Origin of the sequence: Bacillus sp. 205(2023) (genome assembly GCF_037027485.1) — a bacterium.
In the GTDB taxonomy this organism is placed as follows: domain Bacteria; phylum Bacillota; class Bacilli; order Bacillales; family Bacillaceae; genus Bacillus; species Bacillus halotolerans.
Genome location: NZ_JAXCHF010000008.1, coordinates 82881 through 100307, shown reverse-complemented (window position 1 = coordinate 100307; position 17427 = coordinate 82881). Strand labels below are relative to the sequence as shown.

Below are 17427 nucleotides of genomic sequence, written 5' to 3'. Positions count from 1 at the left end.
AGCAAAATTCAATATCCTGTTTGTAAAAATTACTATATTATGCTACGGCAACGCTTTTTAGCTTCTATCGTTTAAAGCAGAAAAATATATGATTGACGCCGTCAAATTTCGACAATATAATACAACGAGAAATGTATATAATGATTAGAATATTTTGAATTTTCCAGGAGGAACTTTTTATGAGTTCATTATTTAGAAAAAAACCGCTTGAAACATTACATGCGCAGAGCCAGTCAAAAAGCCTTGCCCGTACTTTAAGCGCATTTGATTTAACACTTCTCGGTATCGGGTGTGTCATCGGCACTGGGATTTTCGTTATTACAGGAACTGTGGCCGCGACCGGTGCCGGTCCTGCCCTGATCTTATCGTTCATTTTAGCGGGTCTCGCCTGTGCGCTTGCCGCCTTCTGTTATGCTGAGTTTTCGTCTTCGATTCCGATTTCAGGAAGCGTGTACTCATACTCCTATATCACGCTTGGAGAGCTGCTCGCCTTTTTAATCGGATGGGATCTCATGCTTGAATATGTCATTGCGCTGTCGGCGGTTGCCACGGGCTGGTCTTCATACTTTCAATCGCTGCTCGCCGGCTTCAACTTTCATATTCCGGCTGCGCTGACAGGAGCTCCGGGAAGCTCGCCGGGCGCCGTGTTTAACCTTCCGGCTGCGGTCATTATTCTCATCATCACTGCAATTGTCAGCAGAGGTGTCAAAGAAAGTACACGCTTCAACAACGTGATCGTGCTGATGAAAATCGGAATTATTTTATTGTTCATTATTGTCGGCTTCGGTTATGTCAAACCGGATAACTGGACTCCTTTTATGCCGTTTGGAATGAAAGGAGTCATTGTCAGCGCGGCAACGGTTTTCTTCGCGTATCTCGGATTTGACGCAGTTTCCAACGCTTCAGAAGAAGTGAAGCATCCGCAAAAAAATATGCCGATCGGCATCATTTCAGCTCTGGCCGTCTGCACCATTTTATACATCACGGTATCGCTTGTTTTGACAGGTATGATGCCTTATGCCAAATTAAATGTCGGTGATCCGGTGTCCTTTGCGCTTAAATTCGTCGGCCAGGATGCGGTTGCGGGAATTATTTCTGTCGGCGCTATCATCGGAATCACAACAGTGATGCTCGCATTGCTGTATGCCCAGGTCCGTTTAACCTTTGCCATGAGCAGAGACGGTCTTTTGCCGGGATTGTTCGCAAAGATTCATCCGTCATTCAAAACGCCGTTCCGCAACACATGGCTGACAGGAATCGTCGCGGCGGGGATCGCTGGATTTATTAATCTCGGCACACTTGCGCACCTCGTAAACATGGGAACGCTTGCGGCATTTACAGTCATTTCGATCGCTGTTATTGTGTTAAGAAAAAAACACCCGGAAATCAAAGCTTCCTTCAGGGTGCCGTTCGTTCCGGTTGTGCCAATCATCAGCGCTGGAATATGCCTTTGGTTTATGTACAGCCTTCCAGGCATCACATGGCTTTCATTTGTCATCTGGATCGCCGTCGGAACGATCGTTTATTTCCTTTATGCAAAAAAACACAGCTTATTAAACAAATAATTGTAAGCCGTCGGTGCGGACATTTCAAACGTCCAATCCGCCGGCTTTTTTCGTTTTCGCGTGTGCTATACTTTGAGTACACATACAGAAAGGAAGACAAGCCTTGAAACCATACCGCACTTTATTATTTGATGTAGATAATACCATTTTGGATTTTACAGCGGCAGAAAAATTAGCGCTGCGCCTGCTGTTTGAAGACCAGAACATTCCGCTTACCGATGAAATGGAATCCCGTTATCAAACAATTAACCAAGGCCTCTGGAGAGCCTTTGAAGGCGGAAACATGACTCGCGATGAAGTGATGACCACCCGCTTTTCCGCTTTGTTCAAGGAATATGGCTATGAAGCAGACGGAGTGCTGCTAGACCAGAAATATCGCCGTTTTCTTGAAGAAGGGCACCAGCTTATGGACGGGGCTTTTGATCTCATCGCAAAACTGGAACAGCATTTTGATTTGTATATCGTGACAAACGGCGTTTCCAGTACTCAATATAAGCGTCTCAGAGATTCAGGATTATTTCCGTTCTTTAAGGACATTTTCGTTTCTGAAGACACAGGTTTTCAAAAGCCGATGAAAGAGTACTTCGACTATGTGTTTGAACGGATTCCCCATTTTTCAGCGGAGCACACCTTAATCATCGGCGATTCGCTGACAGCGGACATCAAAGGCGGACAGCTCGCCGGAATTGATACGTGCTGGCTTAACCCTGGCATGAATCTCACTGAAACAGAAGTTGTGCCAACGTATCATATCCGTAAGCTTGAAGAGCTATATCATATTCTGAAAATCGAAAATACAATCATCAACTGTTAATGTTTTTTGGCGGCGGGCGCCGCTTCTTTCAAGAAGGAGTCTTTTTTCCTCTTGATAAATCCTTCACCTTATGAATAATATGGTGGTATGCATTGGTGATATATGTTAGGAGGAGAATCATTTGGCTATTGCCGCCCCACTGAAGGAAAAACCTGTTCAAAAACCGGGCACCACCGTGTATCCGATTTTGTTTATCATCGGAATTTGCCACATGCTCAACGATTCGCTTCAGGCTGTGATTCCGGCCATGTTCCCGATTTTGGAACGCTCCATGAGTTTGACATTCACACAGCTTGGCATCATCGCTTTTACGTTAAACATGGTGTCATCCGTCATGCAGCCTGTCGTCGGCTGGTATACGGATAAACGGCCGCGGCCGTACGCCCTGCCGATCGGGCTGACTGCCAGCATGCTCGGCATATTGGGCCTTGCATTTGCCCCGTCATTTGTGACGATCTTGTGCTGTGTGTTTTTCATCGGATTAGGTTCCGCTATTTTTCATCCGGAAGGCTCCCGTGTGGCTTATATGGCCGCCGGCACAAAACGCGGGCTTGCCCAGTCCATTTATCAGGTCGGAGGAAACTCAGGCCAAGCGATGGCGCCCCTGATTACCGCGCTGATCCTTGTTCCGCTCGGACAATTCGGTGCTGTCTGGTTTACACTTGTAGCCGCGCTCGCCGTTATGTTTCTGCTTTATATTGCAAAATGGTACGCCGCTCGGCTCGGTAGTCTTGCACAGAAGCAGGGCACCCAAAAGAAAGCCGCTGAACAAAACTCGTCTGTCACCAAGTCCGTTATAACCGCTCTTATTATTATTATCTTTTTGATTTTCGCGCGTTCTTGGTATACGAGTGCGATTGGCAACTTTTACACGTTTTACGCGATGGATACATATCACGTAAGCATTCAGCAGGCTCAGAGCTATATTTTCGTCTTTTTGCTGTTTGGCGCTGTCGGAACCTTTCTCGGCGGCCCGCTCGCAGACCGTTTTGGAAAACGAGTTGTCATTCTCGGCTCGCTGCTGTGCTCAGCGCCGCTGGCGATTCTGCTTCCATTTGCCGGACCGGTTCTGGCCTATGGCGTACTCGCTTTGATCGGCTTGGTTCTCATGTCGAGCTTTTCCGTAACGGTTGTGTATGCACAGGAGCTTGTCCCCGGAAAGATCGGCACGATGTCCGGTTTAACCGTCGGCCTCGCCTTCGGTATGGGAGCAATCGGCGCTGTGGCGCTTGGCGCTCTCATTGATGCTGCGGGACTGACCCCGACCATGATTGCCATTGCGTTTCTCCCGATTCTTGGCATCCTCGCGTTTCTTTTGCCGAGTGATCAGAAACTGAGAGAATGGCATAGCTGAAAAAACCCCTGCCGCCTGGCAGGGGTTTTTTAATCAAGCTGTATAAAATGAGTGTCCGGCACCGCATGCTTCGGGATAAAGCCGTCCGCAAAGTCCGGAAATGCCGACTGTATTTCGTCAATCCACCTTTTCAGGTTTAATATATAAGGCATATAAATCATTTCAATTGTCGCTTCGTCTTCAATGCGGTAATACCAGCAAAGATTAAATTCGTTCTCCGTCACCAATGTAAACCCGGAGAAATGATAGAAAATCAGCGGCGTTTCATCTAGATAAACGCGGCCGTCCTTTTGAGTCACCTTATAGTTTTCTATATTCCAAAGCGCCGTATTGGCTCCGGTTGATTTGACAACATGCACACCCTGATACTGCGCCGGCCACTTCTCCACATACCTTTGATCGCCGTACGTCTTTCTTTTCGTATTCATTTCCACTGTGCAATATTCAATGCAATCCTGTCTCCACTGCCACACCGCTTTATAGGCTTCTTCCGTATTCCGGGCGCCGACAAAGCCTGTGTTAAAACGCCCGGTCCGCTCATAATAAGACATGAACCGCGGCGAGTTGCGGTGATCGGTCAAATACAGTGAAGCCGCCGGGTTTTCGGCAAAAATACGCGCTGGATCAGAAAAGAAAAACAGATCGGTATCCATATGGGCATAATATTCGGCGTCATCCCACTGACTCATGACATGGAACAAAAATGCGGGCTTCAGTGTCCAGCAATACTCATGGAACGTTCTGTTGCTTTTCGCTTCCAATAGCTCCGGATCTTCCATTTCATAAAGCTGCACAAAGGTGACATGCTCCCATGGCACGTGCTGTAGCAATTCATATGCCTTCTGATCGACACACAGCACATATAAATGAAAATCATCGCAATGCTCATGGAGGGAATGAATCATAGGCATCAGTTTAAAGATGTGCGTCCTTGACACTATTGTTGAAAAATGAAATTGACTCACCATACCACATCCATTTATCTAAGATCCACGTGCAGTAAATCATTGACAAGCGCATACAGTGCATTGGCAAAATCGTTCACGCCAAGCTTCTTCTTCGCTTTTAGCAGAAGCTTTTGAACGGCTTGCAAATCAAAGCTTTTCGCAGTCACCCGCGGTGTTTTTTTCTGCCAATCCGGGTCCAGATTGCGATCCTTCACGACATGAAGCAGCTCAAGAAACAGATGCAGCAGCATGTCGTATTTCTTCGAGTCCAGCAGCTTATGAATATCATCCATGATCCTGTTGGTCATGTCCGGAGGGAATGGGCCGTTAAAGGCAAGATGAACGTCTAATGACTGAATGTTGTTATATTTGTCGCACATATAGGCAATGTTTGCTCTGATATCGTCTACTGACTGACAATTGCTCGGGTGCTCCTGATGAACGCTGACAATATCGCGGTGCAGCCTGAACGTGAGTCCGGCCTGATGGAGCCTGATCCCAAGATCATAATCCTCAAACCCGTACCGCACAATGCCTTCGTCAAACAAACCGAGATCAGCCACATGCTTTCGTTTTACTGATGAATTGTTTGTGATAAAAAAACGCCACGGCATATGGTAGCCCTTTAAGTCATCGCCGTATTCTTCCAGTATCCGCTTCAGCACGTCAATAAAATCGGTATCAAGGTCAAAGCTTTGATCCAGAAAGCTTTCGTTTTTAATATCCGCTTCCGCCAGAAGCTTTTGTTTGTCTTTTCTCGGCATTTCATCATATAATTTTGCGAGCTGCTTCTTATGTTCATCTTCAAAGCGCTCATAATAATAGCTGTAGATCCTTTTCCAAAATAACCCGCACACGACAAGATTCTCTTCGTTTTCATGCGCTTTGATATGCTTTGCCACAAGATCCTTGGCAGCAAGCATATCGCTGTCATGGAATATCAGAATATCTCCTCTGGCATTGCGGACCGCCTGATTTCTTCCGTATGCAATGCCCCTGTTTTCTTTAATCCGTACAAAAATCAGCGGAAAGTCCGCTTGAAACGATTTGAGCATCGAGAGCGTCCCGTCCTCAGAGCCATTATCCGCTACGATGACCTCAAACTCTTCATCGCACTCCTGCTGGTTTAAAGACAGAAGGCTGTTATAGAGGCGCTCCTTTGAATTATATGCAGGAATAATAACGCTTGCTTTCACTTCATTTTCACTTCCTGTATTTAATCATTTATTTGTTATCATCTTTTGAAGCAAAACCGTTAAATTCAGGGTCAAGCGCTTTGATATGCTGAATGATATGTGGCAGGGTCTGCTGGTACAGCTCATGCACAAACGGCAGGTCTGTGCGTGTTGTTTCGTGAATCTGTTTGATTTCATTGATGCTGACGATTCGATATCCGCTGAAATGATAGAAGATCAGCGGATTTCCATCTTCCAGCACAATTCGGCCATCCTTCCAGGAAAACGTATGCTGTCCGTAATTCCAATGGCCGATGTTCACACCTGGTGTCGTAATGTCACACACATTCGGAAACAGCTCAGACATATAATCCAAATAGCCCTGATCCCCGAATTTCCCTTCACCCGGCGCATTTTTACACTCCTCAAGACAGCGCTCCTTCCACCACTCCAGACAGTCCGTTCCTGCTTTATCATGTTTAAAGCTGATAAAGCCCGAGTTATATCTGCCTAACAGACGCTGCAGCATATCAATTTGCTCTCTTTCAAAGGAAGGGATGATAATATCGCCCCGGGAAAGCAGCACCGAGCAGTCCGGCTGGTTCGCAAATATCGGTGACGGGTCGGTGTAGAAAAATAAATCTCCGTCAATATACGTCACCCGTGCCAGTTCAGGATTGCTGTTCAGCACAGCTTGCAGAAAGATCGGCTTCATCGTCCAGCAGTATTCGCTTTGATCCCGTGTATCCTTCAGCTTCAGGAGCGTTTCATTTTCAAGCGCTGCCACCGGTACAAGTGTCAGCTGCTTCAGATTCAATTTCTGCAATACGCGGTGCGTGTCATCATCCATACAAAGCGTAAAAATGGGGCTGTCTTGATCGACTTGCGCTAAAGACTTAAATAAGGCGACTGCCTGATATAATCTTCCTTTTGATAAAACGGTGCAATAGGCGCTCGTCACGGTATGTTCACCTCATTTCGCGTTACTTTTTGAAGAATTCTGTATACCACGCAATGGTTTTTTCAAGTCCTTCATCAATGGTGTAAGCAGGTGTCCAATTCAGCAGCTTTCTCGCTTTTTCCGCAGATAAATATTGGTGCTTGATTTCATTGCTTCCCTGGTTCAGCACCTTCGGCTTTAGATTGCTGTTCATTTTCTTTAATATTTTCTCGACTAACTCAAGCACAGTCAGCTGAATCTCATTGCTGAAGTTAAAGGCTTCCCCGGCGAGATTGTGTTCCTCCATTTTCTCCGCCAGAAGCAGATAAGCCTGAACGGCATCTTCAATATAGAAATAGTCGCGGACAAAGGTGCCGTCGCTGCGGATTTCAGGAGCTTCCCCGTTCAGCACAAGCTGAATCGTCTGCGGAATGATACGGTTGAAGTTCAAATCCCCGCCGCCGTACAGATTTCCGCAGCGTGTAATACAGACAGGCAGGCCATAGGTGTGAAAGTACGTATGGCTGATCAGATCGGCGCAGCTTTTCGATACGTCGTACGGATGCTTGCCTTGCAGCGGCATATCTTCATCGTACGGAAGGTTTTCTTGATCGCCGTATGCTTTATCGCTTGACGCGACAATGACACGCTTGATTAAAGGGTGCTTCCGGCAGGCCTCAAGAACATTCCACGTGCCGAGAATATTCGCTTCAAAAGTGGAAACCGGGTTGCGGTTCGCTACGCCGACAATCGCTTGTGCAGCGAGGTGAAACACCGTGTCGATTTCATACTCGCCAAGTGCGCGTTCAATCACGGGCAAATCTTCAAGAGCGCCCTGCACGATGTTCATTTTCTTCACATGTTCTCCCTGATATAGGTTGGACTGAGGCACATGATCTCTGACAAGCCCCGTCACGTTTGCGCCCTGTTCGATCAGCTCTTTCACCAAATAGCTTCCTAAAAGACCTGTACAACCCGTGACAAATACGTTTTTATTTTTCCAGAAACTCAAATCAGTTCACCATACCTTCCATACATGTTGTCCTTGATCCCACAGCTTGTTGACTTCCAAAAGATTTTTATACGTATCGATTGCCGTCCAAAATCCGTAATGGCGATACACGGCAAGTTCACCGTCTTTCGCAAGATTCTTCAGCGGTTCATCTTCGAACATGGCATTTCCGTCCTCCGGCAAATAATCGAAAACCTTTGGATTGAGAACGAAAAATCCGCCATTGATGATGCCGTCACTCGATGTCTTTTCAGAAAATGTTTTCGCTATGCCATCCTCAACCGTCAAGGTGCCGAACTGCGAGACTTTATCAATGCCGGTGACAGTCGCGGCAGCACCCTTTGTCTGATGATAGCTGATGAGATGAAAAAGATTGATATTGGCCAGCCCGTCCCCATAGGTGAGCATAAACGTTTCATCGCCGATGTAGTCCTTCGCCTGCAAGATTCTTCCGGCTGTCAGCGTGTCTTCCCCTGTCTCCAAAAATGTGATTTTCCACGTTTCAGGCTGTCCCAGCATCTGCACCTCTCCTGTAGAACTGTCGAGCGTGAGGCTGTTGTGCTTCCATTCGTAGTTCAGAAAATATTCTTTGATTTTTTCTCCTTTGTAGCCTAAAAGCAGAATAAACTCGTTCACTCCGTAGTACTGATAGATTTTCATAATATGCCATAGAATCGGTTTTCCGCCTATCATGGCGAGCGGTTTAGGAAGTTCATTCGTGACCTCACTCATTCTCGTTCCTTTTCCGCCGCAGAGAATGACCGCTTTCATCTCTACCCCTCATCTCTATGAATATTGAGTTCGAAACCTTGGTACCTCCTTACAATCTATCAAGGCATTTCCCCGATAATTTGTCCGATTCCAATACCGGTTTCAAAATCTACTGTAATGATATGAGAGAGAGGCGGCCTTGGTGACCAAATGGAATCTATTTTTTCAACTTGGTTATGTAACCACACAAAAAAAGAGCCCTGAGCGCGGCAATGCGCCCGCTCAAGGCTCTTCTTTGTCTTATTCGATATCTTTTTCCTTGCCGTAATGATAATCAGAAGGATCAACGGCTTTAAAGTCACTGAGTTTGTGGAACCTCAGCAAATCTTTGTAAAGGACACTGTCTGATAGCTTCAGCTGCTGTGTCACTCTCGTTTTCAGGTTCTTCGTATCTTCATTCGCTTTTACTTCTTTACCTGTCTTCGTATCATAAATGATATTGTCGACAGATGTGTACTTCGGCGTTACAAAGTCGCCGTTTCTAAACGCCACTGTGTCGTCGTGGTCTTTAGAGAATAAATCGGTACCGAAGTTGATATATTTCTCAGAATCAATACCTTGCAAGTGAAGAAGTGTCGGCATGACGTCAATTTCGCCGCCATACGTATGGTTCACTCCGCCTTTTTTGCCAGGAATGCGGATCATCAGAGGCACACGCTGGTTTTGCGCGTTTTGATAATCTGTGATCTCTTTTCCGAGAATTTCTTTCATCGCGCGGTTATGGTTTTCAGAAATCCCATTGTGGTCACCGTAAATCATGATGACTGAGTTGTCATACAGACCTGCTTCCTTCAGTTCCTTGAAGAATTGCTCAAGGGACTCGTCAAGGTAACGGGCAGTCTGGAAGTAGCTGTCGACTGTATTATCGCCAGTCGTCGCTTTCTTAATCGTCGCGTCTTTTTCATCCAAGTTAAACGGATAATGGTTTGTTAAGGTAATCAAATGCGCGTAAAACGGCTTTTTCAGAGATTCAAGTTTTGGAATCGATTCTGTAAAGAACGGCTTATCCTTGAGCCCCATATTAATGATGTTTTCTTCTGACATGTCATACGTGCTTGCGTCGAAAAATTTGTCATAGCCGATATGTTTGTAAATCTGATCGCGGTTCCAGAACGATTTGTAGTCACCGTGCAGGACGGCGCTCGTATAGCCTTCCTTCTGATCCAAAATCGCAGGAAGCGACTGGTATGTGTTTTCGCCTTTTGTTACAAATGCGGAGCCTTCCGGAAGACCGAAGATCGAGTTATCCATTGTCAGCTCGGCATCAGATGTTTTACCCTGACCTGTCTGATGGAAGAAGTTATCGAAGTACGTGACGTCTTCGCCGCCGTGGGCCAGTTTATTTAAGAATGGCGTAACTTCCTCACCGTTCAGCTTGTAATCAATCAGGAACGACTGGAAGCTTTCCAGATGAATCTTAATGATGTTTTTGCCTTTGGCAGAACCAAAGTACTCAGCGTTCGGCTTCGCGTAATGTGACGTCGTGTAATTCTCGACACTTGTCAGATCATCGCTGCTTGCATACGCTCTTTGCGTTTCTGTTTGAGCCGTCTGCACACCGTCATAAATGGTGTAATTGTAAAGACCTAAGTATTTTACGATATAATTGCGGTCAAATGTTCTTGTCAGCAGCTGCGGACGGTCTTTTTCCGCAAAATGCAGGTTGATGAAAAACAGTGCGACCCCGGAAAGAATCACCAAAGACGCAAAACGTTTTTTCATTTTGAATCCTTTGAATTCAGGTCTCCAGATCAGTACCGCAATCAAGATGATAATATCTAAGAAATAGAAAATATCATGACCGGCCATGATGCTGAAAATACCGTCTCCCATGTTTCCGACGTTGCCGGACTGTTTAATGTTCGGGAACGTTAAGAAATCATCAAAGAAACGATAGAATAAAATATTTGCATATAAAATGAACGTCATCACAAAATCAATAATCAGCATGATAATAGCCGATTTTCGCCCTTTCGCAAGCAAAGCCAGTCCTAAAAAGAAGACGGCGCTTGAGAACGGGTTAAACACCAAAAGGATTTCTTGGGTTGTGCCTTTTACCCCAAGGTTAAACTCTGTTTTGTAGGATAAATACGTTTTTGCCCAAAACAGTATAACAGCCAACACAAAAAAGCTAAGTTTGTAAGAAAAAAGTTTCTTCATGGCAACCTCTACTTTCTTAAACACTTTAAGTCTTTATTTACTTTTACCTTCTCTTTTATCCTGTCTTCCAATTCCTTCTTTCCAAACAAAATCAAGGCATCACACAACAAATAAATATACCGCGCTATACCGGGATATTTACGTTTTGCACCATACCATTTCTATTACACCTATTTCAAACCAAACACTGGACGAAAGAAGCCCTCAATTCGTTTCACTTTTTTTCTCGTAAATAAAAAAGGTTTCTTTTGTCATGCCCGCTTTTGGAAAAAAAGAAATAGATACCGAGTATAAGAATAACATAAACTAGCAAAAACGAGAAATAGGTCTTAAGGACAGCCCGCCCATCAGGCGGACTGTGGTTATTGTATGCACAGACGTTTAGCGAGATCACATTTTTTTAAAAAGGACATAACAAAAGGACTGGATCTTTCCAGTCCTTTGTAAAAACGATCAAATCCCTGACCAGACATCCTTTGCATACATGCCTGTTTCCTGCAGATGTCTGAGCCAGTTTTGCGCTTCTTCACTGGTGCCATGAACAGACTGATACGCGTTTTGCAGCGCGGCCTCCACATCAGGCGCCATCCTGCTGCCGTCACCGCATACATAAAGCCGGCCGCCGCGGTCGAGGATCGAAATTAAGGTTTCCGCATGTGCCGCCATGAGGTGCTGAACGTACGTTTTCGGTATGCCTTCTTTACGGGAATAAGCCGTGTGCACAGTAACAATTCCGTCTTGTTCAAACTGCTTAAGCTCATCTCGGTAAATAAAATCGCTGTCGTTTCTGCATCCAAAATAAAGATGGGCTTCGCCGAGCGTTTTTCCCTCGCGTTTTAAAGCTGTCCGGGCTTGCAGGAATCCGCGGAATGGCGCAACCCCTGTTCCCGGCCCCACCATGATGATTGGTGTTTCAGGGTCTTCCGGGAGCTGAAATCGGGATTCCGGTGTGCGGACAAACATCACGACATCATCTCCCGCCTTGCGCTCCGCCAAGTCATTCGATGCCACTCCGCGATATTCGCCGCGGCCGCTCCAAGCCGGCCCGCGCACAACGCCTACAGTAATCGAGGCTTGTTCCGGATTCACCCGCGGAGAGCTTGAAATCGAATAATACCGCGGTTTTAACGGGCGTAAAAGCTCTAAAAACCGTTCAAACGGCATTTCACATGCTTTATATTGTTCGAGCAGATCCAGCATGGAAATCCGTTTTTTCAAAATTTGTTCCTGATAAACGCCCTCTTCTGTCATATCTTCCAATTCACGTTTATGAGGCGGACAGACGGAAAATGCGGCCAGCTCGCGTATTTGCGCCCTTGTTGCCGCTTCCTGCACCTCGACGCTGTAGCTGAGCAGATCATGCAGGCTGACAGGCCGATCCAAAGGCAGATGCCCCGAGCTGCGCCCGCTTGCCATCAGTGTGACTTGGTCAGTTCCTTTTAAGCCGAATCTGTGAAGAATCCGGCTGACATTTGTCCGGCTGTTCCTTGGCAGAACGCCAAGGTGATCGCCCTCCCGGTATTCGACGCCAGAAGGCAGCGCAATTTCAATATGGCGGGTGCTGCGCCCACTGTCTGCGGACTGGAGTTCACGATTTTCCGCAATGGATGCGTGAACCGCTTCATACGACCGGGCTAATGGGGATTCTCCCAGACCCCTGACAAACTGAAGGCTCAGCGTGCTTCTCTCCTTATCAGCGTTTTCATTAAGCTCGAGTCCGAAGGCTTTGATGGCGTCCGACCACATGCTTTTTTTCCACTGGTCAAGCTGTCCTTCAAAATCGCCGCTCACATCGCCCTCTCCGCGTGCAGAAAAACGGGTCGCCCCTTTTTCCGCTAGCTGCTCGTCAATGATTCGGGGTACATACTGATACGTGCTTGCCCAGTTATGATCTCCGCAGCCAAACACCGCATAATGGACACCCTCAAGCTCATCTGGCCGTATTTCTTCAAGCCACTGCACAAACTGCCCCGCATTGCTTGGCGGTTTTCCATTGTAGGAAGAGGTGACGATCACAACGGCTCCCTCTTTCGGCAGCTTTCCAATCTGATCGTTCAAGGGCGCCACCTCAGTCCTTACGCCGTGAAGACTGGCTGTATCTGCAAGCTCCCGGGCGACGCCTTCCGCGGTGCCGGTATCAGAGCCATACAGTACGAGAAGCGGCCGGTTGTTGAGACCGATAACTGATGCACTTTTCGTTTCCTGTTTGCCCTTTTGTTCATCGTCGTGCGCCGCTTTTTCCTCAGACGGGACGCCGGCATGAATCGCTTCCTGATTTCGCGTTTGAACCCGGATGTGAAAATCACCGGGCTTAAGTGTCAGCGTTTGTTTGATATCAAGCTCATAATTCTCATGATCAATCAAAGTGAAATACTTTAAAATCATGCCCAGCACAAGTGTAGCCTCATGCAGGGCGAACTGCATGCCAATACAGGCTCTCTGTCCATTCCCGAACGGCTTGTAAGCATGATGAGGGACTTGGTCCTGATGTTCGAACCGTTCTGGACGGAATTCCTCAGCATCCTCTCCCCATGCGTCTTGATCGCGGTGAAGCTGCGGAATCAAGACAGAAATTCTGTCCTTGGTTGTGATCGGATATTTTCCGCCAATGACCGTATCTTCCTTCGGATAAAGGCTGAAAGCCGGAGCCGTCGGCCATAGACGCAATGATTCATTTAAAATCATCCGGATGTATTTCAGGTCAAGCACTTGTTTATAGGTCGGCGCTGCATCCGTCAGCACCCGGTCGACCTCTTCATACGCCTTTTTCAATTTGTCGGGATGCTTCAATAAAAAGTAGATTGCAAACGAAAGCAGGCCGCTCGTTGTTTCATGGCCGGCAATTAAAAATGTAATGATCTGAAAACGGATGTTTTCATCATCAAGCTTTTCCCCGGTCTCCGGATCTTCCACTTTCAGCATCCGGGCGAGCAAGTCTTTTTCATCCTGGTCCCCATCCGCCTTGCGCTCTGCAATAATGCTGTCGACTAACGAAAACATCGTTTGAATATCGTGTTGGAATTGGCGCTTTGTTCTGACCATGAGTTTATCTTGAACATCAAGCCGCTGCATCTGGTGCATCGCTTCATCCAGCGCGCGCACCATGCTGTTGATAAACGGATGAGGCGTTTCTCTGTAGTAGCTGTTAAAACGATAGTTAAATCCGCATAACCCAATCGTGTCCAGCGTCAGCCGGGTCATATCCGCAGGGACGTCGACTGCTTCATTCGGATTGAGCCTGGCCCACTTTTGAATCAGCTGAACAGCGATATCGACCATTTTTTCATGATAATCCTTCATGGCCCGCTGGCTGAACGTCGGCATCAGAATGTTGTGCGCTTTTCTCCAGTTGGGCTCATGCGTCCAGCTTGTAAACAATCCGTCACCGGAAAACGCGCGAACTTTTTCCAAAGCGCCTTCAATGCTTTTATCGAAACGCTCTTCATCACAAACTTCTTTCACGAGTTCATGGCCGGACACCACAATTGTCGTGCCCGCCGGTGTGTGAATTTGAAAAATGGGGCCTTGCTCGTCCGCCAATTTGATCAGTGACAGGGTCGGTTTATCTTTATCAATTAAAGGAAGATTGCCGAGCGGTCCAAACGTCTTCGGCTGAGGAATCGGGCTTATTTCCTTCATCGAACCATTCCTTTCCGTATGTAATGCTTTCTATCTGACTACATTTCCCTTTCATGGTGACGATTATTCCATTTCTCTGATTGACGCCTGATCATTGTTTTTTCTATACTTGAGAAGCTGTACAATACGCAAATAAGGTGAGTTCATATATGGATTTTGAAATTCGATTTTTATCCTTTTATGTCATACAGGTGGAGGGCAAGGATGAGCAGGCAAACAAGCAATTCAAGCACTTCCAGACCCTTGATACAGAGGAATTTGAAGAAAGCGAACTGAGGGACTTTCTTGACGGAGAGCTGAAAAAAATCGTCAAACGGAAAGCCGACCGCCATCCGCAATCCGAGCAGGTGCCGACGAAAATCGGCCATTTTATCGTCGAACCCGGCCACGAGCTGGATTCCAACCCGAACTACAACATGTTCAACCGCGCGCGCCTGGCGGAAACAAAAGAGGACTTTAATGAGCTGAGCGAACAGTTCGTCCGCACGTACCTTGATACAAGCGCGGTCCGCGGCGGTGTGTTCTTAGTCGCTTCGGCTGTGCCGAGAAAGTACTTCGACGAGTCATTTGTCTTCATTATGAAATGTGATTTTGAGCCGAAGGTCGCCCGCATCTCAGACGCGTCTTCCCTCATTAAAAAAGTCGAAATGGCCATCACGACAAAAAACATGAAGAGCATCCAATACCCGTTCATGCCGGAGGAAGGAATGGTCGAGGAAGGCGAGCTGAAAATCCACCAAGCCTCGCACGCCCGCTATTTCGAGGATTTCCTGAAATTCGTTGAGTACGGCGAATCAATGCCGGAAATCATGAAAACCCAGGTCATGAACATGGTGCAGGAGCACGTCTATGAGACATTTGAGGACAACAGCGAAGAGCTCAAGCAGTTTGAACAAGACATCGAAATCTGGGAAGCGAGCGAAAAACGGGAAATTCAAGAACGTCTCGACACGCATCAAGTGATCGAAGCCTCCGCCCAGATCATCGAGCACACGCCGGAAGCCGAGCTGAAAATGAAAGTCGGAGAAACCGAGATTAAGGGATTGCTAGCTGATTTTGGCGAATCGATTCACCTAGCAAAGGTGAACGGTCGCTATGTCGCGCTGATTGAAGCGGAGACGATTTCGTTTGAGAAGGGCAGTTCGCCGGTGGAGTTTTATAAGCCTGAGGGGCTGCATGAGGTGATTGAGCGGATACGGAATAAAACAGAGCAAGAATAAAAAGTCCAGAATTCAATTCTGGACTTTTCCTCTTTAATATCCTTCCCTCAACACCGCATAACACTCCCCGATCAGCTCTTCCGCTCCCGGCTGGCCTTTCAGCCCGCGGCGGACGATTTCTGAGGATAAATCCTGCACTTTGAGCGCTCTTGGCGCTCTTCTTTCGTAGTATGCATGAAATGCGGTTTTGATGCCGCCGTGGTTTTTGAGTTCTTCGGCGAGGACCATAGCATCCTCGATGGCCATTGCCGCTCCTTGTGCGAGGGTCGGCGCTCCGGCATGGGCCGCGTCTCCCCCGATGACGACGCGTCCTTTGTACCATGGCTCCTGCACTGCAACCTGCTCCAGTTTATTAAAAATGACAGGATGCTCTTTTGACATATGCTTTGTAACAAAATTGAGCCCCGGAAAGCCAGAGAGAATCTCTCTTACTCTATCAAACCGGGTGTCTTCCTCATCCCAATAATCGCTCGCGCAAGGCTGGAGGACGAAAACATAGCCTGCGTGTTCCGCCAAAGGCACAACGCCGATTTGTGTCTCTCCGCTTCTGTACATCAATGTCGCATCCTCAAATGTGTAATCGGGAAGTTCGATATAAAAGCGCCACGCCCCCATGCCGAGAAACTCTTTTTCTATTTCTTTGTGGAGCATGGCATCCCGCACAATGGAATGAATGCCGTCAAAGCCCGCCAGAATGTCGGCCTGCATCTTTTCTCCATCATCAAATATGGCAGTAACCGCTTCAGGCGTTTCTTCATAAGCCACAAGCTTTTTCCCCCACAAGATCCTTGCACCCGAAGCTTCGGCATGCTTGATGAGAATGTCATTTAACGTTTTTCGCAAAATATTATTGCGGCCCGGAAGCTTATCATCTAAGAAAGACTCACTGACTTTGAATAATAGATTCCCCTGCTTATCGAATGTTTTAAACCATGCTGTTTGATATCCATGCACGCAGCACTCTTCAAATACGCCCAGCTCCTTTAACACCGCCAGTGCGTTTTGCGGCTGGAGAATTCCTGCGCCGGTCTTGCGGTTTTCTGCAGCCGCTTCACATAAGGTGACGGAAAAACCTGCTTTACTGAGAGAAATGGCTGCCGACAGCCCGCCGATTCCGCCCCCCGCAATCAGTATATGTTTCATGTTGATAACCACCTTTTCAGTTCTCTATATATAGTTAGGCACCTAACTACATTACCTTACTATGTACGGCAAACAGCTGTCAATCATCTCCAACACAGGTTGCGTTCTGATTTCCCCTCCATTATAATCGTGTCACGACAAACGTACGGGAGCTTATTGTGATGGAATTAAAACATTTACCGAAATACAAGCATATAACAGAACATGCCGAGACATATTCCAATGTGGACGCCGGTTCTCTTGAATTATTTTTATCTTTGTTTGATATCTCGAAAAAAATGAATCATGTGATGGAGCATTATTTCGCCAGACGCGGACTGTCTGAAGGAAAATTTAAAATCCTGATGCTTTTGTTCGACGCAAAGGATCACACGTTAAGCCCGACGGAGCTCGCCAAGCAATCAAACGTCACAAAAGCAACGATTACCGGCCTGCTTGACGGACTCGCGAGGGACGGATTTGTCCGCCGCAGGCATCACACCGAGGATAAACGAAAAATGAGTATCGAGCTGACAAAGGAAGGCAAAGAACGGCTGGAGCAATTTCTGCCCGGCCATTTCAGCAAGATTTCCGCTGTCATGGAAAACTACAGCGATGAGGAAAAAGACATGTTCGTGAAGATGCTGGGCAATCTGTTTGAAAGGCTGAGCGTGTTTAAAGACTAAAAAACCCGTCCGGCCAGGACAG

Annotated in this window: 13 protein-coding genes; 5 read left to right on the top strand and 8 right to left on the bottom strand. The window is 46.9% G+C overall.

Annotated features, from left to right (window positions below; all coding sequences use genetic code 11):
* Positions 1–179: 179 nt before the first annotated feature.
* The 3 genes from WA325_RS17555 to WA325_RS17545 all read left to right on the top strand — a co-directional run bounded on the left by WA325_RS17555 (position 180) and on the right by WA325_RS17545 (position 3733).
* The gene (locus WA325_RS17555) at positions 180–1565 is read left to right on the top strand and encodes an amino acid permease (RefSeq protein ID WP_105954800.1); all 1386 of its coding nucleotides are present in this window, start codon (positions 180–182) and stop codon (positions 1563–1565) included.
* 103 nt (positions 1566–1668) lie between these two features.
* Positions 1669–2379 (top strand): YjjG family noncanonical pyrimidine nucleotidase, encoded by a 711-nt coding sequence (locus tag WA325_RS17550; RefSeq protein WP_227599278.1) that lies wholly within the window; start codon positions 1669–1671, stop codon positions 2377–2379.
* 121 nt (positions 2380–2500) lie between these two features.
* Positions 2501–3733, top strand: a complete 1233-nt coding sequence (locus WA325_RS17545) for an MFS transporter (RefSeq protein WP_059293863.1) — start codon at positions 2501–2503, stop codon at positions 3731–3733.
* Between the two features lie 29 nt (positions 3734–3762).
* On the opposite strand, the gene WA325_RS17540 is transcribed toward WA325_RS17545, so the two are convergent.
* From WA325_RS17540 to WA325_RS17510, 7 genes are all read right to left on the bottom strand, one after another.
* Positions 3763–4698, bottom strand: a complete 936-nt coding sequence (locus tag WA325_RS17540) for a putative nucleotide-diphospho-sugar transferase (RefSeq protein ID WP_248338705.1) — start codon at positions 4696–4698, stop codon at positions 3763–3765.
* Positions 4699–4712: 14 nt separating this feature from the next.
* Positions 4713–5876 (bottom strand): glycosyltransferase family 2 protein, encoded by a 1164-nt coding sequence (locus tag WA325_RS17535; RefSeq protein WP_336184017.1) that lies wholly within the window; start codon positions 5874–5876, stop codon positions 4713–4715.
* A gap of 28 nt (positions 5877–5904) precedes the next feature.
* On the bottom strand, positions 5905–6816 hold the full coding sequence (locus tag WA325_RS17530; protein ID WP_336184016.1) for a putative nucleotide-diphospho-sugar transferase: 912 nt from the start codon (positions 6814–6816) through the stop codon (positions 5905–5907).
* A 22-nt stretch (positions 6817–6838) separates the two neighbouring features.
* On the bottom strand, positions 6839–7807 hold the full coding sequence (locus WA325_RS17525) for a GDP-mannose 4,6-dehydratase (RefSeq protein WP_024120527.1): 969 nt from the start codon (positions 7805–7807) through the stop codon (positions 6839–6841).
* A gap of 6 nt (positions 7808–7813) precedes the next feature.
* Positions 7814–8578 (bottom strand): glucose-1-phosphate cytidylyltransferase, encoded by a 765-nt coding sequence (locus WA325_RS17520; RefSeq protein ID WP_024120526.1) that lies wholly within the window; start codon positions 8576–8578, stop codon positions 7814–7816.
* 240 nt (positions 8579–8818) lie between these two features.
* Positions 8819–10738 carry a lipoteichoic acid synthase LtaS1 gene (ltaS1, locus tag WA325_RS17515; RefSeq protein ID WP_024120525.1) on the bottom strand — a complete coding sequence of 640 codons (1920 nt, stop codon included), beginning with the start codon at positions 10736–10738 and terminating at the stop codon, positions 8819–8821.
* A gap of 453 nt (positions 10739–11191) precedes the next feature.
* Positions 11192–14377, bottom strand: a complete 3186-nt coding sequence (locus tag WA325_RS17510) for a bifunctional cytochrome P450/NADPH--P450 reductase (RefSeq protein ID WP_336184015.1) — start codon at positions 14375–14377, stop codon at positions 11192–11194.
* 149 nt (positions 14378–14526) lie between these two features.
* Here WA325_RS17510 and WA325_RS17505 point away from each other — a divergent pair, with 149 nt between their 5' ends.
* Positions 14527–15597, top strand: a complete 1071-nt coding sequence (locus tag WA325_RS17505; RefSeq protein ID WP_336184014.1) for a DUF3900 domain-containing protein — start codon at positions 14527–14529, stop codon at positions 15595–15597.
* 33 nt (positions 15598–15630) lie between these two features.
* On the opposite strand, the gene WA325_RS17500 is transcribed toward WA325_RS17505, so the two are convergent.
* A complete protein-coding gene (locus WA325_RS17500; RefSeq protein ID WP_336184013.1) occupies positions 15631–16740 on the bottom strand; it encodes an FAD-dependent oxidoreductase in 1110 nt (369 codons plus the stop codon).
* A 161-nt stretch (positions 16741–16901) separates the two neighbouring features.
* On the opposite strand from WA325_RS17500, the gene yetL reads away from it, so the two are divergent.
* On the top strand, positions 16902–17405 hold the full coding sequence (gene yetL / locus WA325_RS17495; protein ID WP_336184012.1) for a transcriptional regulator YetL: 504 nt from the start codon (positions 16902–16904) through the stop codon (positions 17403–17405).
* Positions 17406–17427 lie beyond the last annotated feature (22 nt).